At 70.9% G+C, this 19,947-nt stretch carries 22 protein-coding genes; 13 read left to right on the top strand and 9 right to left on the bottom strand.

What is annotated here, in order from left to right:
* Positions 1 to 189: 189 nt before the first annotated feature.
* On the bottom strand, positions 190 to 1,860 hold the full coding sequence (locus H4W81_RS34045; RefSeq protein WP_192778549.1) for a hypothetical protein: 1,671 nt from the start codon (positions 1,858 to 1,860) through the stop codon (positions 190 to 192).
* Positions 1,861 to 1,904: 44 nt separating this feature from the next.
* On the opposite strand from H4W81_RS34045, the gene H4W81_RS34040 reads away from it, so the two are divergent.
* Complete coding sequence (locus tag H4W81_RS34040) at positions 1,905 to 2,798, top strand: DUF1349 domain-containing protein (protein WP_192778548.1); 894 nt, start codon at positions 1,905 to 1,907, stop codon at positions 2,796 to 2,798.
* Here H4W81_RS34040 and H4W81_RS34035 read toward each other — a convergent pair.
* Entirely contained in the window at positions 2,770 to 3,291 is a 522-nt protein-coding gene (locus H4W81_RS34035) for a gamma carbonic anhydrase family protein (RefSeq protein WP_225958929.1), read from the bottom strand. The genes H4W81_RS34040 and H4W81_RS34035 overlap by 29 nt on opposite strands.
* 435 nt (positions 3,292 to 3,726) lie before the next feature.
* On the opposite strand from H4W81_RS34035, the gene H4W81_RS34030 reads away from it, so the two are divergent.
* Entirely contained in the window at positions 3,727 to 4,719 is a 993-nt protein-coding gene (locus H4W81_RS34030; protein WP_192778546.1) for a DivIVA domain-containing protein, read from the top strand.
* Between the two features lie 36 nt (positions 4,720 to 4,755).
* On the opposite strand, the gene H4W81_RS34025 is transcribed toward H4W81_RS34030, so the two are convergent.
* Positions 4,756 to 5,751: an ArsR/SmtB family transcription factor gene (locus H4W81_RS34025; protein ID WP_192778545.1), complete on the bottom strand. Its 996-nt coding sequence runs from the start codon at positions 5,749 to 5,751 to the stop codon at positions 4,756 to 4,758.
* A 66-nt stretch (positions 5,752 to 5,817) separates the two neighbouring features.
* Between H4W81_RS34025 and H4W81_RS34020 the strand changes: the two genes are divergently transcribed.
* Entirely contained in the window at positions 5,818 to 7,077 is a 1,260-nt protein-coding gene (locus H4W81_RS34020; protein WP_192778544.1) for an MFS transporter, read from the top strand.
* 85 nt (positions 7,078 to 7,162) lie between these two features.
* Here H4W81_RS34020 and H4W81_RS34015 read toward each other — a convergent pair whose 3' ends face one another.
* The 4 genes from H4W81_RS34015 to H4W81_RS34000 all read right to left on the bottom strand — a co-directional run bounded on the left by H4W81_RS34015 (position 7,163) and on the right by H4W81_RS34000 (position 9,827).
* Positions 7,163 to 7,435: a hypothetical protein gene (locus tag H4W81_RS34015; RefSeq protein WP_192778543.1), complete on the bottom strand. Its 273-nt coding sequence runs from the start codon at positions 7,433 to 7,435 to the stop codon at positions 7,163 to 7,165.
* 121 nt (positions 7,436 to 7,556) lie between these two features.
* Positions 7,557 to 8,309 (bottom strand): GntR family transcriptional regulator, encoded by a 753-nt coding sequence (locus H4W81_RS34010; protein ID WP_192778542.1) that lies wholly within the window; start codon positions 8,307 to 8,309, stop codon positions 7,557 to 7,559.
* Between the two features lie 173 nt (positions 8,310 to 8,482).
* Positions 8,483 to 8,947, bottom strand: a complete 465-nt coding sequence (locus H4W81_RS34005; protein WP_318782157.1) for a VanZ family protein — start codon at positions 8,945 to 8,947, stop codon at positions 8,483 to 8,485.
* A gap of 121 nt (positions 8,948 to 9,068) precedes the next feature.
* On the bottom strand, positions 9,069 to 9,827 hold the full coding sequence (locus tag H4W81_RS34000; RefSeq protein WP_225958928.1) for an IclR family transcriptional regulator: 759 nt from the start codon (positions 9,825 to 9,827) through the stop codon (positions 9,069 to 9,071).
* A gap of 45 nt (positions 9,828 to 9,872) precedes the next feature.
* Here H4W81_RS34000 and H4W81_RS33995 point away from each other — a divergent pair, with 45 nt between their 5' ends.
* The 10 genes from H4W81_RS33995 (at position 9,873) to H4W81_RS33950 (ending at position 18,484) form a co-directional block, all read left to right on the top strand.
* Positions 9,873 to 11,282 carry an aldehyde dehydrogenase family protein gene (locus tag H4W81_RS33995; RefSeq protein WP_318782156.1) on the top strand — a complete coding sequence of 470 codons (1,410 nt, stop codon included), beginning with the start codon at positions 9,873 to 9,875 and terminating at the stop codon, positions 11,280 to 11,282.
* Positions 11,275 to 12,069: a 2-keto-4-pentenoate hydratase gene (locus H4W81_RS33990; protein WP_192778540.1), complete on the top strand. Its 795-nt coding sequence runs from the start codon at positions 11,275 to 11,277 to the stop codon at positions 12,067 to 12,069. The genes H4W81_RS33995 and H4W81_RS33990 overlap by 8 nt, the downstream gene beginning before the upstream one ends.
* Positions 12,066 to 12,977, top strand: coding sequence for an acetaldehyde dehydrogenase (acetylating) (locus H4W81_RS33985; RefSeq protein WP_192778539.1), 912 nt, complete (start codon positions 12,066 to 12,068; stop codon positions 12,975 to 12,977). Before H4W81_RS33990 ends, H4W81_RS33985 begins: the two co-directional genes overlap by 4 nt.
* Positions 12,974 to 13,972, top strand: a complete 999-nt coding sequence (gene dmpG, locus H4W81_RS33980) for a 4-hydroxy-2-oxovalerate aldolase (RefSeq protein WP_192778538.1) — start codon at positions 12,974 to 12,976, stop codon at positions 13,970 to 13,972. Before H4W81_RS33985 ends, dmpG begins: the two co-directional genes overlap by 4 nt.
* Positions 13,969 to 14,679 carry a 2-keto-4-pentenoate hydratase gene (locus tag H4W81_RS33975; protein WP_192778537.1) on the top strand — a complete coding sequence of 237 codons (711 nt, stop codon included), beginning with the start codon at positions 13,969 to 13,971 and terminating at the stop codon, positions 14,677 to 14,679. The genes dmpG and H4W81_RS33975 overlap by 4 nt, the downstream gene beginning before the upstream one ends.
* Positions 14,679 to 15,089 carry a RidA family protein gene (locus tag H4W81_RS33970; RefSeq protein WP_192781207.1) on the top strand — a complete coding sequence of 137 codons (411 nt, stop codon included), beginning with the start codon at positions 14,679 to 14,681 and terminating at the stop codon, positions 15,087 to 15,089. Before H4W81_RS33975 ends, H4W81_RS33970 begins: the two co-directional genes overlap by 1 nt.
* Positions 15,086 to 15,598, top strand: a complete 513-nt coding sequence (locus H4W81_RS33965) for a 3-hydroxyanthranilate 3,4-dioxygenase (protein WP_192778536.1) — start codon at positions 15,086 to 15,088, stop codon at positions 15,596 to 15,598. Before H4W81_RS33970 ends, H4W81_RS33965 begins: the two co-directional genes overlap by 4 nt.
* Positions 15,599 to 15,601: 3 nt before the next feature.
* Positions 15,602 to 16,570 carry an amidohydrolase family protein gene (locus tag H4W81_RS33960; protein ID WP_192778535.1) on the top strand — a complete coding sequence of 323 codons (969 nt, stop codon included), beginning with the start codon at positions 15,602 to 15,604 and terminating at the stop codon, positions 16,568 to 16,570.
* On the top strand, positions 16,567 to 17,745 hold the full coding sequence (locus H4W81_RS33955) for a kynureninase (RefSeq protein WP_318782154.1): 1,179 nt from the start codon (positions 16,567 to 16,569) through the stop codon (positions 17,743 to 17,745). The genes H4W81_RS33960 and H4W81_RS33955 overlap by 4 nt, the downstream gene beginning before the upstream one ends.
* Before the next feature lie 166 nt (positions 17,746 to 17,911).
* On the top strand, positions 17,912 to 18,484 hold the full coding sequence (locus H4W81_RS33950; RefSeq protein WP_192778534.1) for a LysE family translocator: 573 nt from the start codon (positions 17,912 to 17,914) through the stop codon (positions 18,482 to 18,484).
* On the opposite strand, the gene H4W81_RS33945 is transcribed toward H4W81_RS33950, so the two are convergent.
* Entirely contained in the window at positions 18,446 to 18,838 is a 393-nt protein-coding gene (locus tag H4W81_RS33945) for an MmcQ/YjbR family DNA-binding protein (RefSeq protein WP_225958927.1), read from the bottom strand. The genes H4W81_RS33950 and H4W81_RS33945 overlap by 39 nt on opposite strands.
* Entirely contained in the window at positions 18,835 to 19,884 is a 1,050-nt protein-coding gene (locus H4W81_RS33940; RefSeq protein ID WP_192778533.1) for a DUF2293 domain-containing protein, read from the bottom strand. The genes H4W81_RS33945 and H4W81_RS33940 overlap by 4 nt, the downstream gene beginning before the upstream one ends.
* Positions 19,885 to 19,947 lie beyond the last annotated feature (63 nt).

Genomic DNA, 19,947 nt, shown 5'->3' with positions numbered 1-19,947 from the left:
GTCCTTCCTTCCGCAGCCCACACCCTCTTCGAGGTTACGGCGGGGGCCCTTCAGGCGACATGGCCCATCGGGGTCATTCCTTGCGGTGCCATCCTGCCCCCACACGGATCATTTCCCGTTTCCGAGATCACAATTCGGAGAATTCTCGCGCTGGAACGATATTTACCGAGTAAGGGTGAAATAGCCGTATTAGTGGTTTAGGTGGGGATCGTCGCGCTCATGGATGAGCCTGTGAACGATCGCGGCGGCCCCGGGGAAGCCACCGCCCGGCACGGGCGTGCCGGTGAGACGGCACCACGCCAGCCCTGACGCGTAGGCGGCGCCCAGCACCGCGGCCGCCTCCTCCCTGGTGGGCGGGACGGTGTCGAGCCAGCGCGGCCCCACCTCGAACCCGTCGGGCTCGGTGTCCTCGCCGTGCGAGGCGGCGAGCTGGGTGTGGAGGGCGTGGCGCAGGCGGTGGTCCAGCCAGGCCGACACGGTGGGCAGCCCCTCGGGGGCGTCGACGTGGTCGGCCGCGAGGAGGGCGGCGGCCGTCCTGTGCGGATCGGGGGCGAAGGCCACGGCCTCGAGCAGGTCGCCGACGGTGTGGCGGAGGTGCTCCCCGGGGTCGGTCTCCGCGAGGACGGCCCGCGCCAGGCGGTCGGGCACCCTGGCCAGCCACGCCCACCGCAGCGCGTCGTCGGCGGCGGCCGCGCCCGGGTCCTCGCGCGGATCCGCGGAGGGAGTCCGGCCGGGCATCTCTACCGATCGGTCGGCGGAGGCCCACCCCGAGATCTCGCGTGAACGACCGCCGGGCGTCCACCCCGCGGTCTCGTGCGAGTGCCCGGCGGCGATCCATCCCGAGGCGTCGTGCGAGGGACCAGAGGTGGCCCATCCTGCGGCGTCGTGCGGGTGGCCGGTGGTGGCCCATCCCTGGGTCTCGTGCGGGTGGGCGGTGGGGGGCCATTCTGCTCGGGGGTGGTCGGCGGAGGGGGCGCGGAAGGCACCGGAGGAGTCCGTGTGGGCCGGAGGCGGGGCGAGAGGGCCCGTGGGGAGCCGGTGCGGGGCCAGGGGTGGCCGGTGCACCGGGAGGGGGCCTGTGGCGGTCTGGTGGTCGAGGGCGGGATTGCGAAGAGTGGGCTCCAGCATCGCGATGAGCGCCTGGGCCCTCGGCGCGAAGCGCGCGTCGGCCGCGAGGATCCCGGCCGTGTCGGCCATGAGGGCGGCCAGGCGCAGCGCGGCACGGGCGGCGCCGGCTCTGATCCGCTCGCCGTACAGGGTGACGAGGGCGGTCAGCGGCGGGGAGGGCAGCCAGCGCACCCACTCGTCGCCGGGCAGCGGACGGCCCAGGTACTCGCCGAACACCGAGAGCAGCTGCTCGTTGCCGTCGAAGGCGGGTGCGTAGGCGCACCACATGATCGTCGCCCAGATCGCCGCCACCGTGCCCGGCACGTCGCTCGCGAAGACCTCGCGAAAGGAGCTCAGCGGGAAGTCGTCGACCGAGCGCCTGCCGTTCGCCCTGACCAGGGCGCGGATCTCGGCGGTGAGCGCGGCGGGCACGTCGGGCCCGACGAACGCCTGGCTGGACCATCCGGTGAAGGCGAAGTCGGGCCCGCGCGGCACCAGGTGCGGCAGCAGGACGCCGGTGTGCGGCTGGATGCGGGCCGGGCACTGGCGTGGCGGGGCGGTCAGGTGCCAGCGGCCGTCGATGGGGTCCTGCAGGTACCAGCGGGCGTGCGCGCCGAAGATCCACCGGCCCCCGTCGGGCGTGGCCAGGGCCCTGGACGCGATCGCGTGGGCGCGCGACTGGAGGGGGAGCGCCGTCCAGCGCGGGTCGGTGACCATCGCGCGGACGTCCGCCTCGATGGCCGTGAACCGCATGGCGGCATCGTAGCCCGACGTAAAGACGAGGCAGAATGTCCGTTATGAGAGCGAAGATTGCGGTGTCCCTGGCCGTCGCCGGACTGCTGGCCGGTTGTGGGACAGCGTCGGGGCAGGCTCCACAGGCTTCATCCAAGGCGCTCACCACCGCCGCCGTGCGACCGCCCGACCCGGGCGGCGAGGTCGGCACCGCCTCCAGCGAGTTCGCCGGCACGGCGGACCTGAGCGCGTGGAGCAAGCTGAGCGACACCGAGGGCGACCTGAACAGGATCGCGAAGCTCGACGTCAACGACACCGCGAAGAACGCTCTCTACCTCGAGCCCAAGACCTCCACCTGGTTCGACGGGTTCCGGGGGCCCTTCGTCTACCAGGAGCTGGCCGGCGACATCGTGATGCACGTGCGGCTCAAGGTCGAGGGCAAGAAGAAGGACCAGCCCGAGCGGAAGTTCTCGCTCGGCGGCGTGATGCTGCGGGTGCCGCAGTCGAACGCCAATCCGAACTGGGTCTCCGTCACCACGGGCACGGGCGACAGCGCCAAGAGGGTGGAGGCGAAGAGCACGCTGGACGGCAGCTCCAAGCCCAAGGAGGTGGCAGTCAAGGCGGGCTGGATGGAGCTGGTCCTGGCCAGGGCGGGGGGCGTGGTGGCCGCCTTCTACAAGGAGGACGGCGGCACCTGGAAGCTCGGCCAGCGCTGGGTGCGGGACGACCTGCCGAAGGTGCTGCAGTGGGGCATCACCGGCTACACCGACTGGGACAGCTACGGCGCGCTGAAGAAGGACGCGGCCAAGGCCAACGCCAAAGCGATCAAGGGCCTGCCCGACGTCAGGATCACCGTTGACTACGCGCGCTTCCTGCGACCCGCCACGCCAGAGGGCGGTGACCTCATGACGGCCCCCGACGACGTGCTGGTCAAACTGCTGACGCCTGCCGGTGTCTGAGCGCCTTGGCCATGTACCGGTCGGGAGTCTGCGCGAAGCTCGCCCTGTCGTCGTCGGTGAGCTCGCGCACCACCCTGCCCGGCACGCCCGCCACCAGGACGCCCGCGGGGATCTTCTTGCCCGGCCCGACCAGCGCGCCCGCCGCCACCAGGGTGCCCGCCCCGATCCTGGCCCCGCCGAGCACGATCGCGCCGATGCCGATCAGCGCGCCGGTCTCGACGTGCGCGCCGTGGACCATCGCCTTGTGCCCGAGGCTCACCCTCGGTTCGAGGACGGCGGGCTCGCCCGGATCGGCGTGCAGGCAGCACAGGTCCTGGACGTTGCACTCCTCGCCGATCTCGACGCGTTCGTCGTCGCCGCGCAGGACCGAGCCGTACCAGACGCTGGCGCCCCTGCCGACCCTGACGCGGCCGACGACCACCGCACCAGGCGCGATGTAGGCATCTGGGTGAATGTCAGGAACTGCGCCGTCGTCCAGTGCTGCGATGTACATCTTGGACATCGTAGTAGTCCGAGATTTCCCGGGCAGGTATGGCGTTCGGGTTGCGGACTTGGGCAGATGGCAGGAAAGTCATTCCCTGACACGTCGTTGTCGGACCCTCACAAACCGCAAGCCCCCCGCCCAGTGCACTCCGCATTACCCGCCACCGGCTGCAACCGGCGGCTTGCTCTCACGGTCCCGTCTGGTTGAAGGGAGGCCGGAAGCGTGTGCCTACCGCTCGGCCCCGTCCACCGCTGGGGTGAGCCGTGTCCGCGCCGACAGGGGCAGACCTTCGCCGGCCGATGCGCGCAGCGGCATCGCGCCCCTCCTGCCCTCTTCGCCTCGTGCGCCGAACATTACTGAATGTGATCAGATTTTTCCGTAGAGTTTCCGAAAGGAGGGTGGCCTTCCTCGACCCTCGGACAGAGGGGAAGCGCCATATACCAGATGACAAACCACCCCGAGAGCTTTCCCGACCTGATGCAGGAAGACTCCTTCGAAGTCGTCATGCGCGGCTACAGCCGTCGTCAGGTGCACGATTACATGATCCGCTCACGCAACCAGATCAGAGACCTGGAGGAGCGGCTGGCGCGCGCGATCGACCAGGCCGAGCAGGGCCGCATCGAGCTGGCCGAGGCCAGGCGCCGGATGGTCGAGGCTCCGCAGAGTTACGACGACCTCAGCCCGAGGCTGGCGCAGATCCTCAAGCTGGGCGAGGAGGAGGCGGCCGCCAAGCGCGAGGACGCGGAGGCCGAGGCCAAGAGGCTGCGCGAGACCTCCTCGATGGAGGCCGAGCGCATGGTCTCCTCCGCGCGCGAGACCGCCGACAACATCCTGACCAGCGCGCAGGCCGAGGCCGAGCGCCGCGTGGGCGAGGCGACGGGCGCGGCGGAGCGCATGCTGGCCCAGGCGGGTGCGGACGCCGAGGAGACCCTCACCACCGCCAGGGCCGAGGCCGACGAGACCCTGCGCGCGGCCAGGGCGGAGTCCGAGCGGTTGCTCACCGCCGCGCGGCTGGAGGCGGAGCAGACCGTGGAGAGCGCCCGCGAGGAGGCCGAGTCCACCCTGGGCGCGGCGCGTGCGGAGGCGGCGGCCACGCTGTCCAACGCGCAGGCCGAGGCGCAGGCGGCGCTCGCGGCCGCGCAGCAGCGGGTCGACGCGCTGGACGAGCACGCGGGACGGCGGGTCACCTACCTCACCGACACGCACGGTGAGGTCGTGCGCAGGCTCAACGAGATCAGCTCGGTGCTGGGCGACCTCATGCGCAGGGAGAACTCCTCGGGCCCGCTGATCGCCGCCGAGCCGGCCGCCGAGGAGGTCGAGGAGGTGCGGATGATCGTCGAAGAGGAGCCCGCAGCGCCCGCAGCGCCCGCCGAGCCCGCCGACGCGCAGGTCTCCGAGGACACCGACGTCAACCTGGGCACCCTGGCGCACAAGTAGGGCCCCCGGGAGCGCCCGTACGGCAGGCCCGCCGGTTCACCGTGATCCGGCGGGCTGCCCGTCGAAGGCCTCGGCGAGGGCGTCGCCCGTGCTCGTCCGGTAGTAGAGAACCGAGCGGCCCGCACGGCGGCGCCGTACGAGGTGGGCGTCGAGCAGGATCTTCAGGTGGCGGCCCACCGAGCCGAGCCCCTGACCGGTCAGCGCCACCAGCTGCGTCGTGCTCTTCGGTGTGCCGAGCAGGATGAGCACCTTCGCGCGGGCCGGTCCGATCAGCGCGCCCAGCGCCTCGGGAACGGGGACGGTGTCCACGTCGGCCAGGGCGCCCGAGCACACGTACACCACGGCGTAGCGGTGCGGCAGACTCCACCCGATCCAGCCCTTTCTCGGCGTGAGCGGGGTGACGGGCACGAACAGCAGGCGAGAGCCCGACAGGTCCCTGGGCGGGTAGTCGTGGGTGTTGATCCGCAGCCTGCCCTCCCCGAGCCAGCGCATCCCCGGTCGCAGGCCGTCCAGTGCCGCGGCCCAGCCGCCCTGCGTGAGGAGCCGGGTCCTGGCGACGATGTCGGCGTCGAGGACCCGCCTGCGCTGCGGCCATGAGGGGAGCACGGTCTCCCGCCACACCCACTCCAGCAGGTCGGCCGCGCGCTCGGGCAGGTCGGTGCGGTGCAACTCGGCGGGGACGGGGCCGGCCATGGACACCGCCAGGTCCGAGACGGCGGTTGCCGGCGGGGTCCGGCGGACGCGCGCCAGCTCCTCCTCGAAGGAGGGGTCGTCCTCGCCGGTCGGGGCGGGGGTGAGGAAGTCGGCGGTCCACGCGGCGCCGAACGCCGCCCGCAGGAGCAGCGCGGTGATCGGGTCGGCGGCCAGCCGTTCCCTGTAGGCGGGCAGATGGGCGTCGAGCCAGGCGCGCTGGCCGGGATGTCCCGCGACGCGCGCCTCCAGCGCGAAGAGCGCCGCCGTGGCCTCGGCCAGGGGAGAGAGCGCGAACCGGCCCTCGGCCAGGGTGTCGGCGTTGATCTGCCACCAGCCCATGACGCCTCCTTTCGCGCTGGCGCGAAACTCTAACGTTCCCGCGGGACGGCTCATGAGACTTCCCGCATGCGGACGTATCGCGAACTGTTCGGGACACCGGAGTTCACCCCGTTCTTCCTCACCGCCTCGGCCCAGGTGGCGGCCACGACGGCGAGCGGGCTCGCGCTCGGCACGCTCGTCTACGCGGCCACGGGGTCGCCGCTGCTGTCCGCGCTCAGCATGTTCGGCGCCTCCCTCGCCCAGGTGGTGGGCGCGGCGGTGCTGCTGTCGGCCGCCGACAGGATGCCTCCGCGCTTCGCGCTGACGGCTCTCGCCCTGGTGGCGGCGCTCGGCACCGCGGCGCAGGCGCTGCCGGGGCTGCCGCTGTGGGTCATCTTCGCGATCCTGCTGGCGCTCGGGATGGCCGGCTCGCTCGGCGGCGGGGTGCGGCTGGGCCTGCTCGACGAGATCCTCCCCGAGAGCGGCTACGTGCTGGGCCGCTCGGTGCTCAACATCTCGACGGGCGCGATGCAGATCTGCGGGTTCGCGCTGGGCGGGGTGCTGCTGAGCGTCCTTTCCGCGCGCGGCACGCTGGTGGCGGCGGCGGGTCTCTACCTGGTCGCGGCGGGGCTGGCCAGGTTCGGGCTGAGCAGGCGACCGGCCCGAGCGGAAGGACGGCCGTCGGTGGCCGCGACCTGGCGGGCCAACGCGTGGCTCTGGTCGTCGCCGCCCCGCAGGTACGTCTACCTGGCGTTGTGGGTGCCGAACGGGCTGATCGTCGGGTGCGAGTCGCTGTTCGTGCCCTACGCGCCCGGGCACGCGGGGCTGCTGTTCGCCTTCGCCGCGTTCGGGATGCTGGTGGGCGACGCGGCGATCGGCCGGCTCGTTCCGCACCGGTGGAGGGCCCGGCTCGGGTCGCCGCTCAGGTTGCTGCTGGCCGTGCCCTATCTGCTCCTCCTGCTGGATCCCCCGCTGCCCGTGGCACTGGCCGTGGTGACGCTGGCGTCGGCCGGCTACTCGGCGAGCCTGCTGCTCCAGGAGCGCCTGGTGGCGCTCACGCCGCCGCACGCCCGTGGTCAGGCCCTCGGGCTGGGGTCGTCGGGGGTGCTCACCATGCAGGGCGTGGGCGCGGCGCTCGCCGGCGCCGTCGCCCAGCACACCTCGCCCGCGACGGCGATGGCGGTCATGGCGGTGGCCTCGGTCGCGGTGACCGTCTTCCTGGCGCCTCGGCTGCGCGACTCCCCGCGGGAGGGCGGCGCCGTACGTTCAGGGCGGAAGCCCCCGCCCCCGATAGGGTCGGAGACTTCCGCGCCTGGGGGCCCGGTGCCGGAGCCGCCGAGACGCTGAACCCGGCACCGGGCTGCTCATGGCCTCGGGAGAGGCCGGGCGCGTGCCGTGGATCCCCCGCCTAGAACGATCCACAGCACGCGCGTCAAGGGGCGGGCCCAGGCCGCCGCTCCTCGTCGCGCGGTTCTTCGTGGAGGTGGTCGGGAGCGGCGTGTCCCACCCGCCGCTCCTGGTCTCTCAGCTGTTCGCGAAGGCCCTCCGGGTCGTCGGCGTCTATGGTCATCGCACAGCCCGCGTCGCGCTGCTCGGCGCTGAGCGGGTGGTGCCGCGTGGCCCACCAGCGGCCCGCGTCGCTCCGCCAGATGGTCCAGTGGGGGTACTCCCGGGCGATCTCGGCTAGATGCCGGTCAAAGGACATCTGGTCACCCTTTCCGGGTCCCCACTCGCACTTCCCTCTCTCTCGAAGGTGCGGCACATCTCTAGAGAAATCAATGATCGCAAGGGACAGGTCAACCTATCGCTTGACATTTCTTCTTGACCTAGGCGTCGAAGTCGTACTGGAGTACATAGGAGGCGGAGTCGAGCACCATCTCGTTGTATTCGACCGGCAGGCCGCCGGTCGTGTAGGCGGTCCTGGAGATCACGATCACCGGGGTGCCCGCTGGCAGTTCGAGCAGGCGGGCCTCGGCGGGATGCGGCATCCGGGCCCGCACCTCCTCGGTGAAGTGCGCGGGCGGCAGCCCGAGGTCCCGCAACCGCGCGTAGACACCGCCGGGTCCCGTGTCCGCCAGCGTGATCGCGCTGCCTTCCACCAGGTCGGCGGGAAAGTAGGAAGTGGCCATCTGGACGGGTCTCGCGTCCACCGAGTAGCGGCGGCGCCTGATCCACACCTCGGTGCTGTCGAGGACGCCGGCGGTCGCCTCGCTCGCCTGCGCGCGAACGACCTCCACCTCGTCCACGGTGAAGGGACGGCCGCGCGTGTCGGCGTCCCAGATCGCCCGTCCCTGGCCCCATTGCTCACGGGACAGGCGGCGCGATCCGTGTCTGCGGATCGGCTTGAACTGTCGCACATAAACCCCCGAACCTCTTTTCGGCACCGCCAGCCCTTCGTTGATCAGCACGGCCAGCGCCTGGCGGGCGGTGGCTCGAGCGATTCCGTGTTCCGTCATGAGCGCGTTCTCGCCCGGTAGTCGATCCCCGTCGCGCAGTTCGCCGGACAGGATCCTGGCGCGCAGGCCGTCGGCGATGCGGCGATAGATCGGGGGCTCGTGGGGTACCGGGGATTCAGACACGTTTGATCACCCTCTGTCACCAACCGGGTTCGGCGTCTCCAGAGAACTTGCCCCGCCTTGTCCACGATCGCACAGATACGGAGGTTGGTCCCGTGCTTCTTTTGAGTGCATCGTGCCCGTGTGGTGATCTTCGTGAGTTTTCGCGGGCCGTTACTGTGGAACGGTCCTGGCCGCTATCGGGAGCTCCACCAGCGGCGAGTAACCAAAGCGGCCATGACCGCTCCCGCGGTGTTGACGAGCACGTCGTCGATCGAGGAGAAGCGGCCGAGCCGCAGGCCGTACTGCAGGAGCTCGACGGTCAGCGACGCGCAGGCCGCCACGGCCGCCACCCGGGCGAGCCCCGCGAACCGCGCCGAGCGGACGGGCAGCAGCGCGCCCAGGCAGGCGAAGACCAGCAGGTTGCCTCCGACCTGCACGAACACGGTCGCGGGTGGCGCGGAGGCGAGCGTGGCGAGGTCTCTGAACGGGACGAGACTGACACCGCTCCGACCGTGGACGGGCGTGAGGATCATCCAGATCCAGGGCGCGGTGCCTGCGACGATGCCCACGTCGGCCACCGCCGTGCGCATGGGCGCGGAATGTCCGCGGCGCCGGCGGGTGCGGGCGAATGTCAGGGCGGCCAGTACGGCCAGCGGCACCCCAAAAAGCCCGGCAATGACGATATTTCCCCACAATTCCCAGGTTTGGCCCACCGGACAATAATGCGGGTACGGAATACTGGCGGATAGGACAGCCAAATCCCGGGGTGCATGGGACAAGTCAGATGGATCTGGTCAGCGCCCGCGACACTCCGAGCGCCGCCGTCTTCACCGCGGGCGCCAGCCGGGTCGGGTGGAAGCGGGCCAGCGGCACCGACACCGACAGCGCGGCGACCACGGCTCCTCCGCTGAAGACCGGCGCGGCGATGCACGCCCCTCCCCGCTGTGCCTCCTCGCGCTCGTAGGCCAGCCCCGCCGCCTGGACCTGGCCGATGACCTCCTCCAGGCGCTTCGGATCCACGATCGAGTGCGGGGTCAGCCTGCGCAGCGGACGGGCGAGCACCTCCTCGATGAACTCGGGCTCCGAGTAGGCCAGCAGCGCCTTGCCCACGCCGGTGCAGGTGAGCGGCAGCCGTCCACCCACCCGTGAGGGCAGCGAGAACGACTCGTGGCCGCGGATCTTCTCCACGTAGACGACGTCGAGCCCGTCGCGCACGCCCAGGTGGATCGTCTCGCGGGTGGCCTCGTAGAGATCGTGCATGAACGGCAGGGCGGCGTGGCGCAGGTCGCGTTCGAGAGGGACGATGCTACCGAGCTCGAACAACCGGCGGCCGAGGTAGTAGCCGTTCTCCTTGCGTGCGACCGCGCCGATCTCGGTCAGCTCGGTGAGCAGCCGGAAGGCGGTGGTCTTGGGCAGATGGCAGTGCTGGGCGACATCGATGAGCCTGAGCGGGCCACCGGTGGGACGGAACGCGTCCAGCACCAGCCACGACTTCTCCAGCATCGACAGACGGTCCGGGTTCCGTGTCACGGAACGCATTCTTGTCCGAAACCGCCGGGAAGTTCTATACCCCTTGGTGGAGGAATGATGTCATTTGAGCAGGTAGCCCACTTCATCGGTGGCTCATGGGTGGCCGAGGGCGAGCGATTTCCATCCTATGATCCGATGACCGGTCAGGTAATCAGGCAGGTCCACGAGGCGGACCACGCCGTGGTGGACAGGGCCGTGGGCGCGGCCAGGGCGGCGGCGCCCGGCTGGGCCGCGCTGCCGGTGGCCGAGCGGGCCACGTGGATGCGCCGCCTGGCCGACGGCATCGAGGCGCGCTTCGACGATCTCGTCGCGGTCGAGATCGCCGACACGGGCAAGCCCCTCGAGCAGACCCGCACGCTCGACATCCCGCGCGGCGCGGCCAACTTCCGCGCCTTCGCCGAGATCGCCGCCCAGCGCCCCGCCGAGGCGTTCCACCTGCCCGACGTGCTCAGCTACACGGTGCGCAGGCCGCTGGGCGTGGTCGCGGTCGTGGTGCCGTGGAACCTGCCGTTCCTGCTGATGACCTGGAAGCTCGGGCCCGCGCTGGTCGCGGGCAACACCGTCGTGGTCAAGCCGTCGGAGAACACCCCCGGATCCGCCGCCCTGTTCGCGGAGATCTGCGCCGACGTGGGCCTGCCGCCGGGGGTGGTCAACGTGATCCACGGCCACGGCACGACGGGGCAGCTCCTGGTCTCGCACGAGGGGGTCGACGGCGTGACCTTCACCGGCTCGACCCGCACCGGATCGTCGATCATGAAGTCGGTGGCCGACCGGGTCAAGCCGATCTCCTTCGAGCTCGGCGGCAAGAACGCGGGCCTGGTCTTCGCCGACGCCGACCTGGACAAGGCGGTCGAGGGAAGCGTGCGCTCGGTGTTCACCAACGGCGGCCAGGTGTGCCTGTGCACCGAACGGCTATACGTCGAGCGCCCGATCTTCGAGGAGTTCTGCGCCAGGCTGTCGGAGCGGGCCGCGTCGGTAACCCAGCAGCCGATGATCTCCGCGGCGCACCAGGAGAAGGTCCTCGCCGCCTACGCGCGGGCCCGCGACGAGGGCGCGAAGTTCCTGACCGGCGGCGGCGCGCCCGACCGGCCCGGATACTTCGTGGAACCCACCGTGGTGACCGGGCTGCCGGAGAGCTCGCGCTTCAACACGGAGGAGATCTTCGGCCCCGTCTGCCACGTGACCCCCTTCGACTCCGAGAGCGAGGCGGTCGCGCTGGCCAACGCCTCCGACTACGGACTGGCCGCCACTCTGTGGACGACGAGCCTCGACCGGGCCCACCGCGTGGCCCAGCGACTGGAGGCCGGGCTCGTCTGGGTCAACACCTGGTACCTGCGTGACCTGCGGACCCCGTTCGGCGGCGTCAAGCTGTCGGGCATCGGCCGCGAGGGCGGCACGCAGTCCCTCGACTTCTACTCAGAGCCCACCACGATCACGATCAAGCTGGAGTGTTCCGATGAATGACGAGTGGTCCGAGGCGGTCGACGTGCGCAGCCAGGCGGCCGACCGGTTGCTCGAGGCGCAGCGCTCCGGCAAGCCGTGCGCTCCGGTCAGGGATCTGGTCTCCACCGCGGACGAGGGCTACGCCGTACAGGAGATCAACACCCGCCGCGCGCTGGACGAGGGCCGCAGGCTGGTCGGGCGCAAGATCGGCCTGACCAACCTCGCCGTGCAGCGGCAGCTGGGCGTGGACTCGCCCGACTTCGGCATGCTCTTCGCCGACATGGCCTACCTGGACGGGCTGCCGGTGCCGTACGGGAGGTTCCTGCAGCCGAAGGCCGAGGCGGAGGTCGCCCTCGTGCTCGGCCGCGACCTGGTCGGCGGGCCGTTCACGGTCGCCGAGGTGATCAGGGCCGTGGACTTCGTGCTGCCGGCGATCGAGATCGTCGACTCGCGCGTGGCCGACTGGGACATCACGCTGGCCGACACCATCGCCGACAACGCCTCCAGCGGCGCCTTCGTGCTCGGCAACACGCCGATCGGGTTGCGCGGCGTCGACCTGCGGCTGGCGGGCATGACCATGACCAGGAGGGGACAGGAGGTCTCCACGGGAGCGGGCGCGGCCTGCATGGGACATCCGCTCAACGCCGCCGTCTGGCTGGCCGACACGCTGGGCGCGGGCGAGTACCCCCTGCGCGCCGGTGACGTCGTGCTGACGGGGGCGCTCGGCCCGGTGGTGCCGGTGGCGGCCGGGGACGTCTTCGAGGCGGTCATCGACGGCCTCGGCTCGGTGCGGGCGGTGTTCGCGTGAAAATCGCGATCATCGGGTCGGGCAACATCGGGACCGACCTGATGTTCAAGGCCCTGCTGTCGAAGAAGGTCGAGGTCGTGGCGATGGCGGGGATCGACCCCGACTCGGACGGCCTGGCGAGGGCCCGGCGCAGGGGGCTGGAGACGACCTCCTCCGGCGTGGACGGGCTGGTGTCGCTGCCCTCGTTCGACTCCGTCGACGTGGTGCTCGACGCCACCTCGGCGGGGGCGCACGCGCGCAACGCCGAGGTCGTCCAGGCCCGCGGCAAGCGGGTCATCGACCTCACGCCCGCCGCCCTCGGCCCCTACGTGGTGCCCTCGGTCAACCTCGAAGAGCACCTGGACGCGCCGAACCTCAACATGGTGACGTGCGGCGGCCAGGCGACGATCCCCGTCGTGGCGGCCGTGTCGGCGGTCGCGCCGGTGCGGTACGCCGAGATCGTGGCCTCCATCGCGTCGCGGTCGGCCGGGCCGGGCACCCGGGCCAACATCGACGAGTTCACCACGACCACGGCCAGGGCGCTGGAGCGGGTCGGCGGCGCGGGACGCGGGAAGGCGATCATCGTGCTGAACCCGGCGGAGCCGCCGCTGATCATGCGGGACACCGTCTACTGCCTGGTGGACTCGTGCTCGGAGGCCGAGGTGGTCGCCTCGGTCGAGGCGATGGTTGCCTCGGTCCAGGAGTACGTGCCCGGCTACCGGCTCAAGCAGGAGGTGCAGTTCACCAAGGTGGGCGACGACGAGCCGGTGCGGACACTCGTGCCGGGCGCGAGGGGCGGGGTGAAGGTGAGCGTCTTCCTGGAGGTGGAGGGCGCGGCCCACTACCTGCCCGCCTACGCGGGAAACCTGGACATCATGACGGCCGCCGCCCTGCGGACCGCCGAACGGCTCGCGGAGGTCGGGGCATGAGGGTCTACGTTCAGGACGTGACGCTGCGGGACGGCATGCACGCCATCCGCCACCGCTACACGGTCGAGCAGGCCGTGTCCATCGCGAAGGCGCTGGACGAGGCGGGTGTGGCCGCGATCGAGGTGGCGCACGGCGACGGCCTGGCGGGAGGGAGCTTCAACTACGGCCCCGGCGCCCACACCGACGAGGAGTGGATCGAGGCCGTCGCGGGAGCCGTACGGCGGGCCAGGCTCACCACCCTGCTGCTGCCCGGCATCGGCACCATCGAGGACCTGAGAAGGGCGCACGCGCTCGGCGTCACCTCGGTGCGGATCGCCACGCACTGCACCGAGGCCGACATCTCCGCCCAGCACATCTCCACCGCCCGCGAGCTGGGCATGGACGTCGCGGGGTTCCTGATGATGGCGCACATGGCGCCGCCCGAGGTCCTGGCGAAGCAGGCCACGCTCATGGAGTCGTACGGAGCGCACTGCGTCTACGTGACCGACTCGGGCGGCGGCCTGACCATGGACGGCGTGCGCGACCGGATCAGGGCCTACCGCGACGCGCTCAGGCCGGAGACCGAGATCGGCATCCACGCCCACCACAACCTGAGCCTGGGCGTGGCCAACTCGGTGGTGGCGGTGGAGAACGGCTGCACCAGGGTGGACGCCTCGCTGGCCGGCATGGGCGCGGGCGCAGGCAACGCGCCGCTGGAGGTGTTCGCGGCCGTGGCCGACCGCATGGGATGGGAGCACGGCTGCGACCTCTACGCGCTGATGGACGCCGCCGACGATCTGGTCAGACCGCTGCAGGACCGCCCGGTGCGGGTGGACAGGGAGACGCTGACGCTCGGCTACGCGGGCGTCTACTCCAGCTTCCTGCGCCACGCCGAGGCTGCCGCGGAGAGGTACGGCGTGGACACGCGCGCCATCCTCGCCGAGGCGGGGCGCCGCCGTATGGTCGGCGGGCAGGAGGACATGATCGTCGATATCGCATTGGACCTGACGAAATGAAGCTCGCCCAGGCGCTGCACGAGGCCGCGCGCACCAGGACGCCGATTCCACAGCCGGTGGACGACTTCGACGTCGCCACCGCGTACGACATCCAGGAGGAGCTGCTGACCCTGCGCGGCGAGCCGCTGTCGGGGGTCAAGCTGGGCTTCACCAGCGAGGGCAAGCGCCGCCAGATGGGGGTGAACGACCTCATCCTGGGCCGGCTCACCCCGTCGATGGCCGAGATCGACCTCGGGAAGTACATCCATCCGAGGGTCGAGCCCGAGGTCGTCTACCTGGTCGGGCGCAGGATCGAGACGGTCGAGGACGCCCTGAGGCCCGGCGCCGTCGTGGCCGTCGCGGCGGGCCTCGAGGTGATCGACTCGCGCTACGAGAACTTCAGGTTCTCGCTGGAGAGCGTGATCGCCGACAACACCTCGGCGGCGGGTTACGCGGTCGGGCCGTGGCGGGTCTACGACCCCGACGACTGGAACCTCGGCGTGGTCTTCGAGATCGACGGGCGTCCCGTCCACGTCGGGTCCACCGGGGCGATCCTGGGCGATCCGCGCAGGGCGGTCGTCGAGGCGGCGCGGCTGGCCGTACGGGTGGGGCTGGTCATCGAGGAGGGCGCCGTCCTGCTCGCCGGCGCGGCGACCCCCGCCGAGCCGCTGCGGGCGGGCGCGCACGTGCAGGTGGAGATCCAGCGCCTCGGGAAGGTGGTGCTGTGATGCTGGTCGAGGGGATGGCGACGCCGAGGGGGAGGTTCCCGCACGTCAGGCGGGCGGGAGACTTCCTCTACGTGTCGGGTACGAGCTCCAGGAGGCCGGACAACACCTTCGCAGGGGTGGAGGTCGACGAGATGGGCGCGACGGACCTGGACATCCGCGTGCAGACCAGGGCGGTCATCGAGAACATCGGCGACATCCTGCGCGCGGCCGGCGGCAGCCTGGATGATCTGGTCCAGATCACCACCTACCTGGTGAACATGAACGACTTCAAGGGCTACAACGAGGTCTACGCCGAGTTCTTCGACGAGACCGGGCCCACCCGCACGACGGTGGCGGTGCACCAGCTGCCGCACCCCCACCTGCTGATCGAGATGCAGGCCGTGGCCTACCTACCAAAGGAGCGATCATGATTCCGCCCATCGACTTCACCAAGTGGATCGACGAGCACGCCCACCTGCTCAAGCCGCCGGTCGGCAACAAGGTGGTCTTCGAGCAGGCGGAGGACTTCATCGTGATGGTCGTCGGCGGGCCCAACCAGCGCACCGACTTCCACGTCGACCCCTACGAGGAGCTGTTCTTCCAGATCAAGGGCAACATGCGCCTCAACGTCATGACGCCCGAAGGCCCGGACACCGTCCACATCCGCGAAGGCCAGATGTGGCTGCTGCCCGGCAACATGCCGCACTCCCCGCAGCGCGAGGCCGACTCGGTCGGCCTGGTGATCGAGAAGATCCGCGAGGAGGGCACACTGGAGAAGTTCCGGTGGTACTGCCAGGAGTGCCACGCCGTGGTCCACGAGGTGGAACTGCAGGTGCGCGACATCGTCAAGGACCTGCCGCCGGTCTTCGCCGCGTTCTACGCCGACGAGAAGGCACGCACCTGCGACAACTGCGGGGCGCTGCACCCCGGCAAGGGATAGCCGTTGATCACCGACATCCACACGCACCACGTCCCCAAGGGCTGGCCCGACCTGGGCTGGCCGGGGGCGCCGCGGCTGCGGATCGACTCCGAGCGCGAGGCGATGATCCTCGTGGGCGACAGGGAGTTCAGGAGGATCCAGGACGACTGCTGGGATCCCGATGTCCGCGCCAAGACGATGGGCGTGGACCGGCAGGTCGTCTCGCCCACCCCGGTCTTCTTCGCCTACGACCGCCCGGCGCGGGAGGCGGTCCGCGCCGCCCGCGTCTTCAACGACCTGAACCTCGAGATATGCAGTGACGGGCGGTTCATCCCGTTCTGTCAGGTGCCGTTGCAGGACCCCGACCTCGCCTGCGAGGAGCTCGACCGCTGCCTCGCCAACGGGCACAAAGGTGTCGAGATCGGCAACCACGTCGGCGACAGGGACCTCGACGACGAGGGTGTGGTGCAGTTCCTCCAGCACTGCGCCGAACGGAACGCGCCCGTCTTCGTCCACCCGTGGGACCTGCCCTCGGGGCCCCGCGTGGACAGGTGGATGGCGCAGTGGCTGGTCGGCATGCCGGCCGAGACCCACCTGTCGATCCTCGCGATGATCCTCGGCGGCGTCTTCGACAGGGTCCCCGAGACCCTGAGGATCTGCTTCGCCCACGGCGGCGGGTCCTTCGCCTTCTGGCTGGGCCGCTTCGAGAACGCCTGGCACCGCAGGAACGACGTCATCGGCACCTCGGAGCATCCCCCCTCGCACTACCTCGACCGCTTCAGCGTCGACTCCGTCGTCTTCGACGAGCGGGCACTGCGGCTGCTGGTGGACACCATGGGCGAGGACAGGGTGATGCTCGGCTCCGACTTCCCCTACCCGCTGGGCGAGTCGTCCGTGGGCGCCGTGGTCAGGGGGGCGGCTTTCCTCTCCGACGGGGCCCGCGCCAGGATCCTGGGAGGGAATGCGGCGATATTTCTGGGAGAAACACCGTGAATCGTGACGACTGTCTGGCCCTCGACGAGGCCGATCCGCTGAGGGCGTTCAGGGACGAGTTCGTGCTGCCCGACGGGGTCGTCTACCTCGTCGGCAACTCCCTCGGCGCGCTGCCGCGCCGTACCTCCGAGCGGGTGCGGCGCGCGGTCGAGGACGAGTGGGGCCGTGAGCTGGTCGGTGGGTGGAACAGCGCGGGCTGGTACGCCCAGCCGCTCACCACGGGCGACCGGCTCGCCCCGCTGATCGGCGTGGGCCCGGGGACGGTGGTGGTGGGCAACACCACGTCGATCGCGGTGTACCAGGCGGTGGCTGCGGCCCTGCGGCTCAACCCGTCGCGGCAGGTCGTGGTCGCCGACGTGACCAACTTCCCGACCGACAACTACGTTCTCGAGGGCCTCGGCTGCGAGATCCGCGACATCTCCGAGGGGCTCGGCGACGACGTGGCCGCGGTGCTGCTGTCCGAGGTGAACTACCGCACGGGCGAGCGCTACGACATCGCCGAGACGACCGCGCGGGTCCAGGCGGCGGGCGCGCTGATGATTTGGGACCTCTGCCACAGCGTCGGGGCGCTCCAGGTGGACGTCTCCGCCGCCGACTTCGCGCTCGGCTGCACCTACAAGTACCTCAACGGGGGCCCCGGCGCCCCCGCGTTCCTCTACGTGCACCCGCGCCACCACGAGACCGCGGAGAACGTGCTGTCCGGCTGGTACGGCCACGCCGAGCCGTTCGCCTTCGAGCCGCGCTTCCGCCCCGCCGACGGCATCAGGCGCTTCACGGTCAGCACGCCGCACGTGCTGTCGTTCGCCGCGCTGGAGGCCTCGCTCGACGTCTGGGAGCGGGTGGACCTGGCACAGGTGCGCGCCAAGAGCGTACAGCTGACCTCCCTCTTCATCGACCTGGTCGGCGACGCGCTGGAGCTGGCCTCGCCCCGCGAGCCCGAGCGCAGGGGCAGCCAGGTCAGCTTCCTCCACCCCGACGGCTACCCGGTGATGCGGGCGCTGATCGACAGGGGCGTGCACGGCGACTTCAGGGCGCCCGACATCCTCCGCTTCGGCTTCGCCCCGCTCTACATCAGGCACGTGGACGTCTACGACGCCGCCCAGACCCTGCTGGAGGTGCTGGACAAGGAGCTGTGGCGCGACGAGAAGTACGCCCAGCGGCTCGCCGTCACCTGAGCCGCTGGGCAGGCCCACGGTGGGCAGGCCCGCGGCGCCGTACCGGAATTCGGACAAGTAACATCGGGGATGCCCACAAGGCACCTCCATGTACGTCCGCGGTTCTGTGCGGCCTGCACACCCGCGGGTCTCCCGGAGCGCGCCCAGCTTCCGGGAGACCCCCGCCATGCTGCTGACCTTCGCGGTCACCGCCCTCGTCATGATCATGATTCCCGGTCCCGACGCGGCTCTGATCATGCGTAGTTCCCTCACCCACGGCCGTGTCGCGGGGCTGCTCACGATGACGGGCGGGCTGCTCGGTCTCACCGTCCACGCCACCGCGGCCTCGCTCGGCCTGTCGGCGCTGCTGGCCGCCTCACCGACCGCGTTCACCGCGCTCAGATGGGTCGGCATCGCCTACCTGGTGTGGCTGGGTGTGCAGTCCTTCCGCGCCAAGCCGCGGGAGGCGGTGGGGGCCGCGGGTCGGCGGCACATCCGCAACGGCTTCTTCTCCAACCTGCTCAACCCGAAGGTGCTGCTGTTCCAGGTCACCTTCCTGCCGCAGTTCATGACCGGCCCGAACGACGCGCTGCTGCTGTCGGCCGTCTTCGCCGGGCTCTACGCGGCCTGGTTCGCGCTCTACGTGCTCGTGGTGGACCGCGTGGGCGCGCTGCTGCGCACGCCCCACGTGCGGCGGCGGGTCGAGCGGATCACCGGCGTGCTACTGGTCGGCTTCGCCCTGCGCCTGGCTGTCCAGTAGCTTGATCGCCCGCTTCGGGGCGATCAGCCGGTAACTCTCCTCGACCCAGTCGAGCAGCAGCTCGACCTCCGGCAGCGCGCTCTGGAACGGGACGGTCACCCAGCCCGCCTTGCCGAGCCCGTAGCCGCTGGGCTCGGCCCCCTCGACGGTGAGCGCGTGGCCGTGCGCCTCGGACTGGAGCTTCACGCCGAAGGAGGGGTTCCACTTCTCGGTCGGCTCGTCGATGCCGAGGAAGAGGAAGACCTTCTTGTTGACCTTGATGACCCGGTCGCCCCAAGGGAAGTCTTCATGGGCCTCGGGCAGGTTGAGCGCGAAGTCGCGCATGGTCTGCCGGATGGCGTGCCAGTCGCTCATGTGTCTCTTCTACCCCTGAGCTCCGACAGTTTGGCCTCGATGGCGGGCCTGATGCGGTCGCGGGCCGCCATGCGGGGCACGCCGTCCATCAGCATCCTGTCGTAGCCGGTGTCGAGGTGGCGGATCGAGGCCACGACGGCGAGCGTGATCGCGTTCTCGTCGAGGGCCTTGGCGGCGGCGGTGCGGCCCACCCTGCCGCTGCCCCGCTGGGCGGCGTGGGCGGCCACGGACTCGGCCCGCTCGGGCGGGCAGGCGGGGAAGAGCCGCATGATCTCGGCGGCCATCCGCGCCTGGAAGTCGAGATCCTGCTCGGCCCTGCGCTCCCTGTCGCGGTCACGGCGGCGCAGCCGTACCTCCTCGTCGCCCAGGCACTGCTCCTCGGCGCGCGCCAGCGCGGCCTCCTCCACCAGCACCCCCTGACGCTGATAGACCTTGCGCCGGCGGTTGTACTGGACCACCACCGCCGACAGCACGCTCTCCTTCTTGGCCCTGCGGCTCAGCGCCGCGTTGCCCGAGGGCAGGAAGACCAGGTGGTCGAGATCGGCGCAGCTGAGGCAGTGCGGCCGGTCGTCCTCCATGATCAGGTAGGGGCCCGTGTCGCGGCACGTGGCGCACGTCCACGCCTCGAGCGGCGCGACCACGACGAGGTCGGGCGCCTTGCTCTGCCGTTCGGTGAGCTGCTTCACCCGTGCGTCGCTGAGGTCGGGCGAGATCCAGTGGACGCGGAAGGCGTCCTGCTCGCCCGTGGAGGTGAACCGCAGCTCCCTGCGCTCCCTGCTGCCGGACAGGTAGGGCGTCTCGACCGGTCGCAGCCCCCTCGACAGAGCCCACGCGCGCAGCGCGGCGGCCGCGTCGGCCAGGCGCGCGTCGTCGACGGCGGCCAGCTCGCCCAGCGTGGCCGACCTCCCCTGCCTCCAGGTGTCGACGTGGCGGCTGTGCAGCCAGCGCAGCCCGGTGACGACGTCGATGAAGGTCACGTACTTGCGGGTGGTGAGCGCGATCTCGGCCGCGTCCGCGACCCTGCGCGCCAGGTTCGGTCGGCTCACAGCACCCCAGTTTGCCGGGAGATGGCGGGTGGTCGGGCGTCGCTTGGCGCGATCCGGGCTAGG

The sequence above is a fragment of the Nonomuraea africana genome (genome assembly GCF_014873535.1).
Lineage (GTDB): Bacteria > Actinomycetota > Actinomycetes > Streptosporangiales > Streptosporangiaceae > Nonomuraea > Nonomuraea africana.
This window is presented reverse-complemented; position numbering and strand designations above follow the sequence as displayed.

Excerpts from the sequence above, each read along its gene's own strand:
- H4W81_RS33950 (WP_192778534.1), top strand. The coding sequence starts at position 17,912 with ATGCTGCTGACCTTCGCGGTCACCGCCCTCGTCATGATCATGATTCCC.
- H4W81_RS34020 (WP_192778544.1), top strand. The coding sequence starts at position 5,818 with ATGCGGACGTATCGCGAACTGTTCGGGACACCGGAGTTCACCCCGTTC.
- H4W81_RS33965 (WP_192778536.1), top strand. The coding sequence starts at position 15,086 with ATGATTCCGCCCATCGACTTCACCAAGTGGATCGACGAGCACGCCCAC.
- dmpG (WP_192778538.1), top strand. The coding sequence starts at position 12,974 with ATGAGGGTCTACGTTCAGGACGTGACGCTGCGGGACGGCATGCACGCC.
- H4W81_RS34035 (WP_225958929.1), bottom strand. The coding sequence starts at position 3,291 with ATGTACATCGCAGCACTGGACGACGGCGCAGTTCCTGACATTCACCCA.
- H4W81_RS34040 (WP_192778548.1), top strand. The coding sequence starts at position 1,905 with ATGAGAGCGAAGATTGCGGTGTCCCTGGCCGTCGCCGGACTGCTGGCC.
- H4W81_RS33995 (WP_318782156.1), top strand. The coding sequence starts at position 9,873 with ATGATGTCATTTGAGCAGGTAGCCCACTTCATCGGTGGCTCATGGGTG.
- H4W81_RS34025 (WP_192778545.1), bottom strand. The coding sequence starts at position 5,751 with ATGGGCTGGTGGCAGATCAACGCCGACACCCTGGCCGAGGGCCGGTTC.
- H4W81_RS34030 (WP_192778546.1), top strand. The coding sequence starts at position 3,727 with ATGACAAACCACCCCGAGAGCTTTCCCGACCTGATGCAGGAAGACTCC.
- H4W81_RS34000 (WP_225958928.1), bottom strand. The coding sequence starts at position 9,827 with ATGCGTTCCGTGACACGGAACCCGGACCGTCTGTCGATGCTGGAGAAG.
- H4W81_RS34015 (WP_192778543.1), bottom strand. The coding sequence starts at position 7,435 with ATGTCCTTTGACCGGCATCTAGCCGAGATCGCCCGGGAGTACCCCCAC.
- H4W81_RS33945 (WP_225958927.1), bottom strand. The coding sequence starts at position 18,838 with ATGAGCGACTGGCACGCCATCCGGCAGACCATGCGCGACTTCGCGCTC.
- H4W81_RS33970 (WP_192781207.1), top strand. The coding sequence starts at position 14,679 with ATGCTGGTCGAGGGGATGGCGACGCCGAGGGGGAGGTTCCCGCACGTC.
- H4W81_RS34045 (WP_192778549.1), bottom strand. The coding sequence starts at position 1,860 with ATGCGGTTCACGGCCATCGAGGCGGACGTCCGCGCGATGGTCACCGAC.
- H4W81_RS33990 (WP_192778540.1), top strand. The coding sequence starts at position 11,275 with ATGAATGACGAGTGGTCCGAGGCGGTCGACGTGCGCAGCCAGGCGGCC.
- H4W81_RS33975 (WP_192778537.1), top strand. The coding sequence starts at position 13,969 with ATGAAGCTCGCCCAGGCGCTGCACGAGGCCGCGCGCACCAGGACGCCG.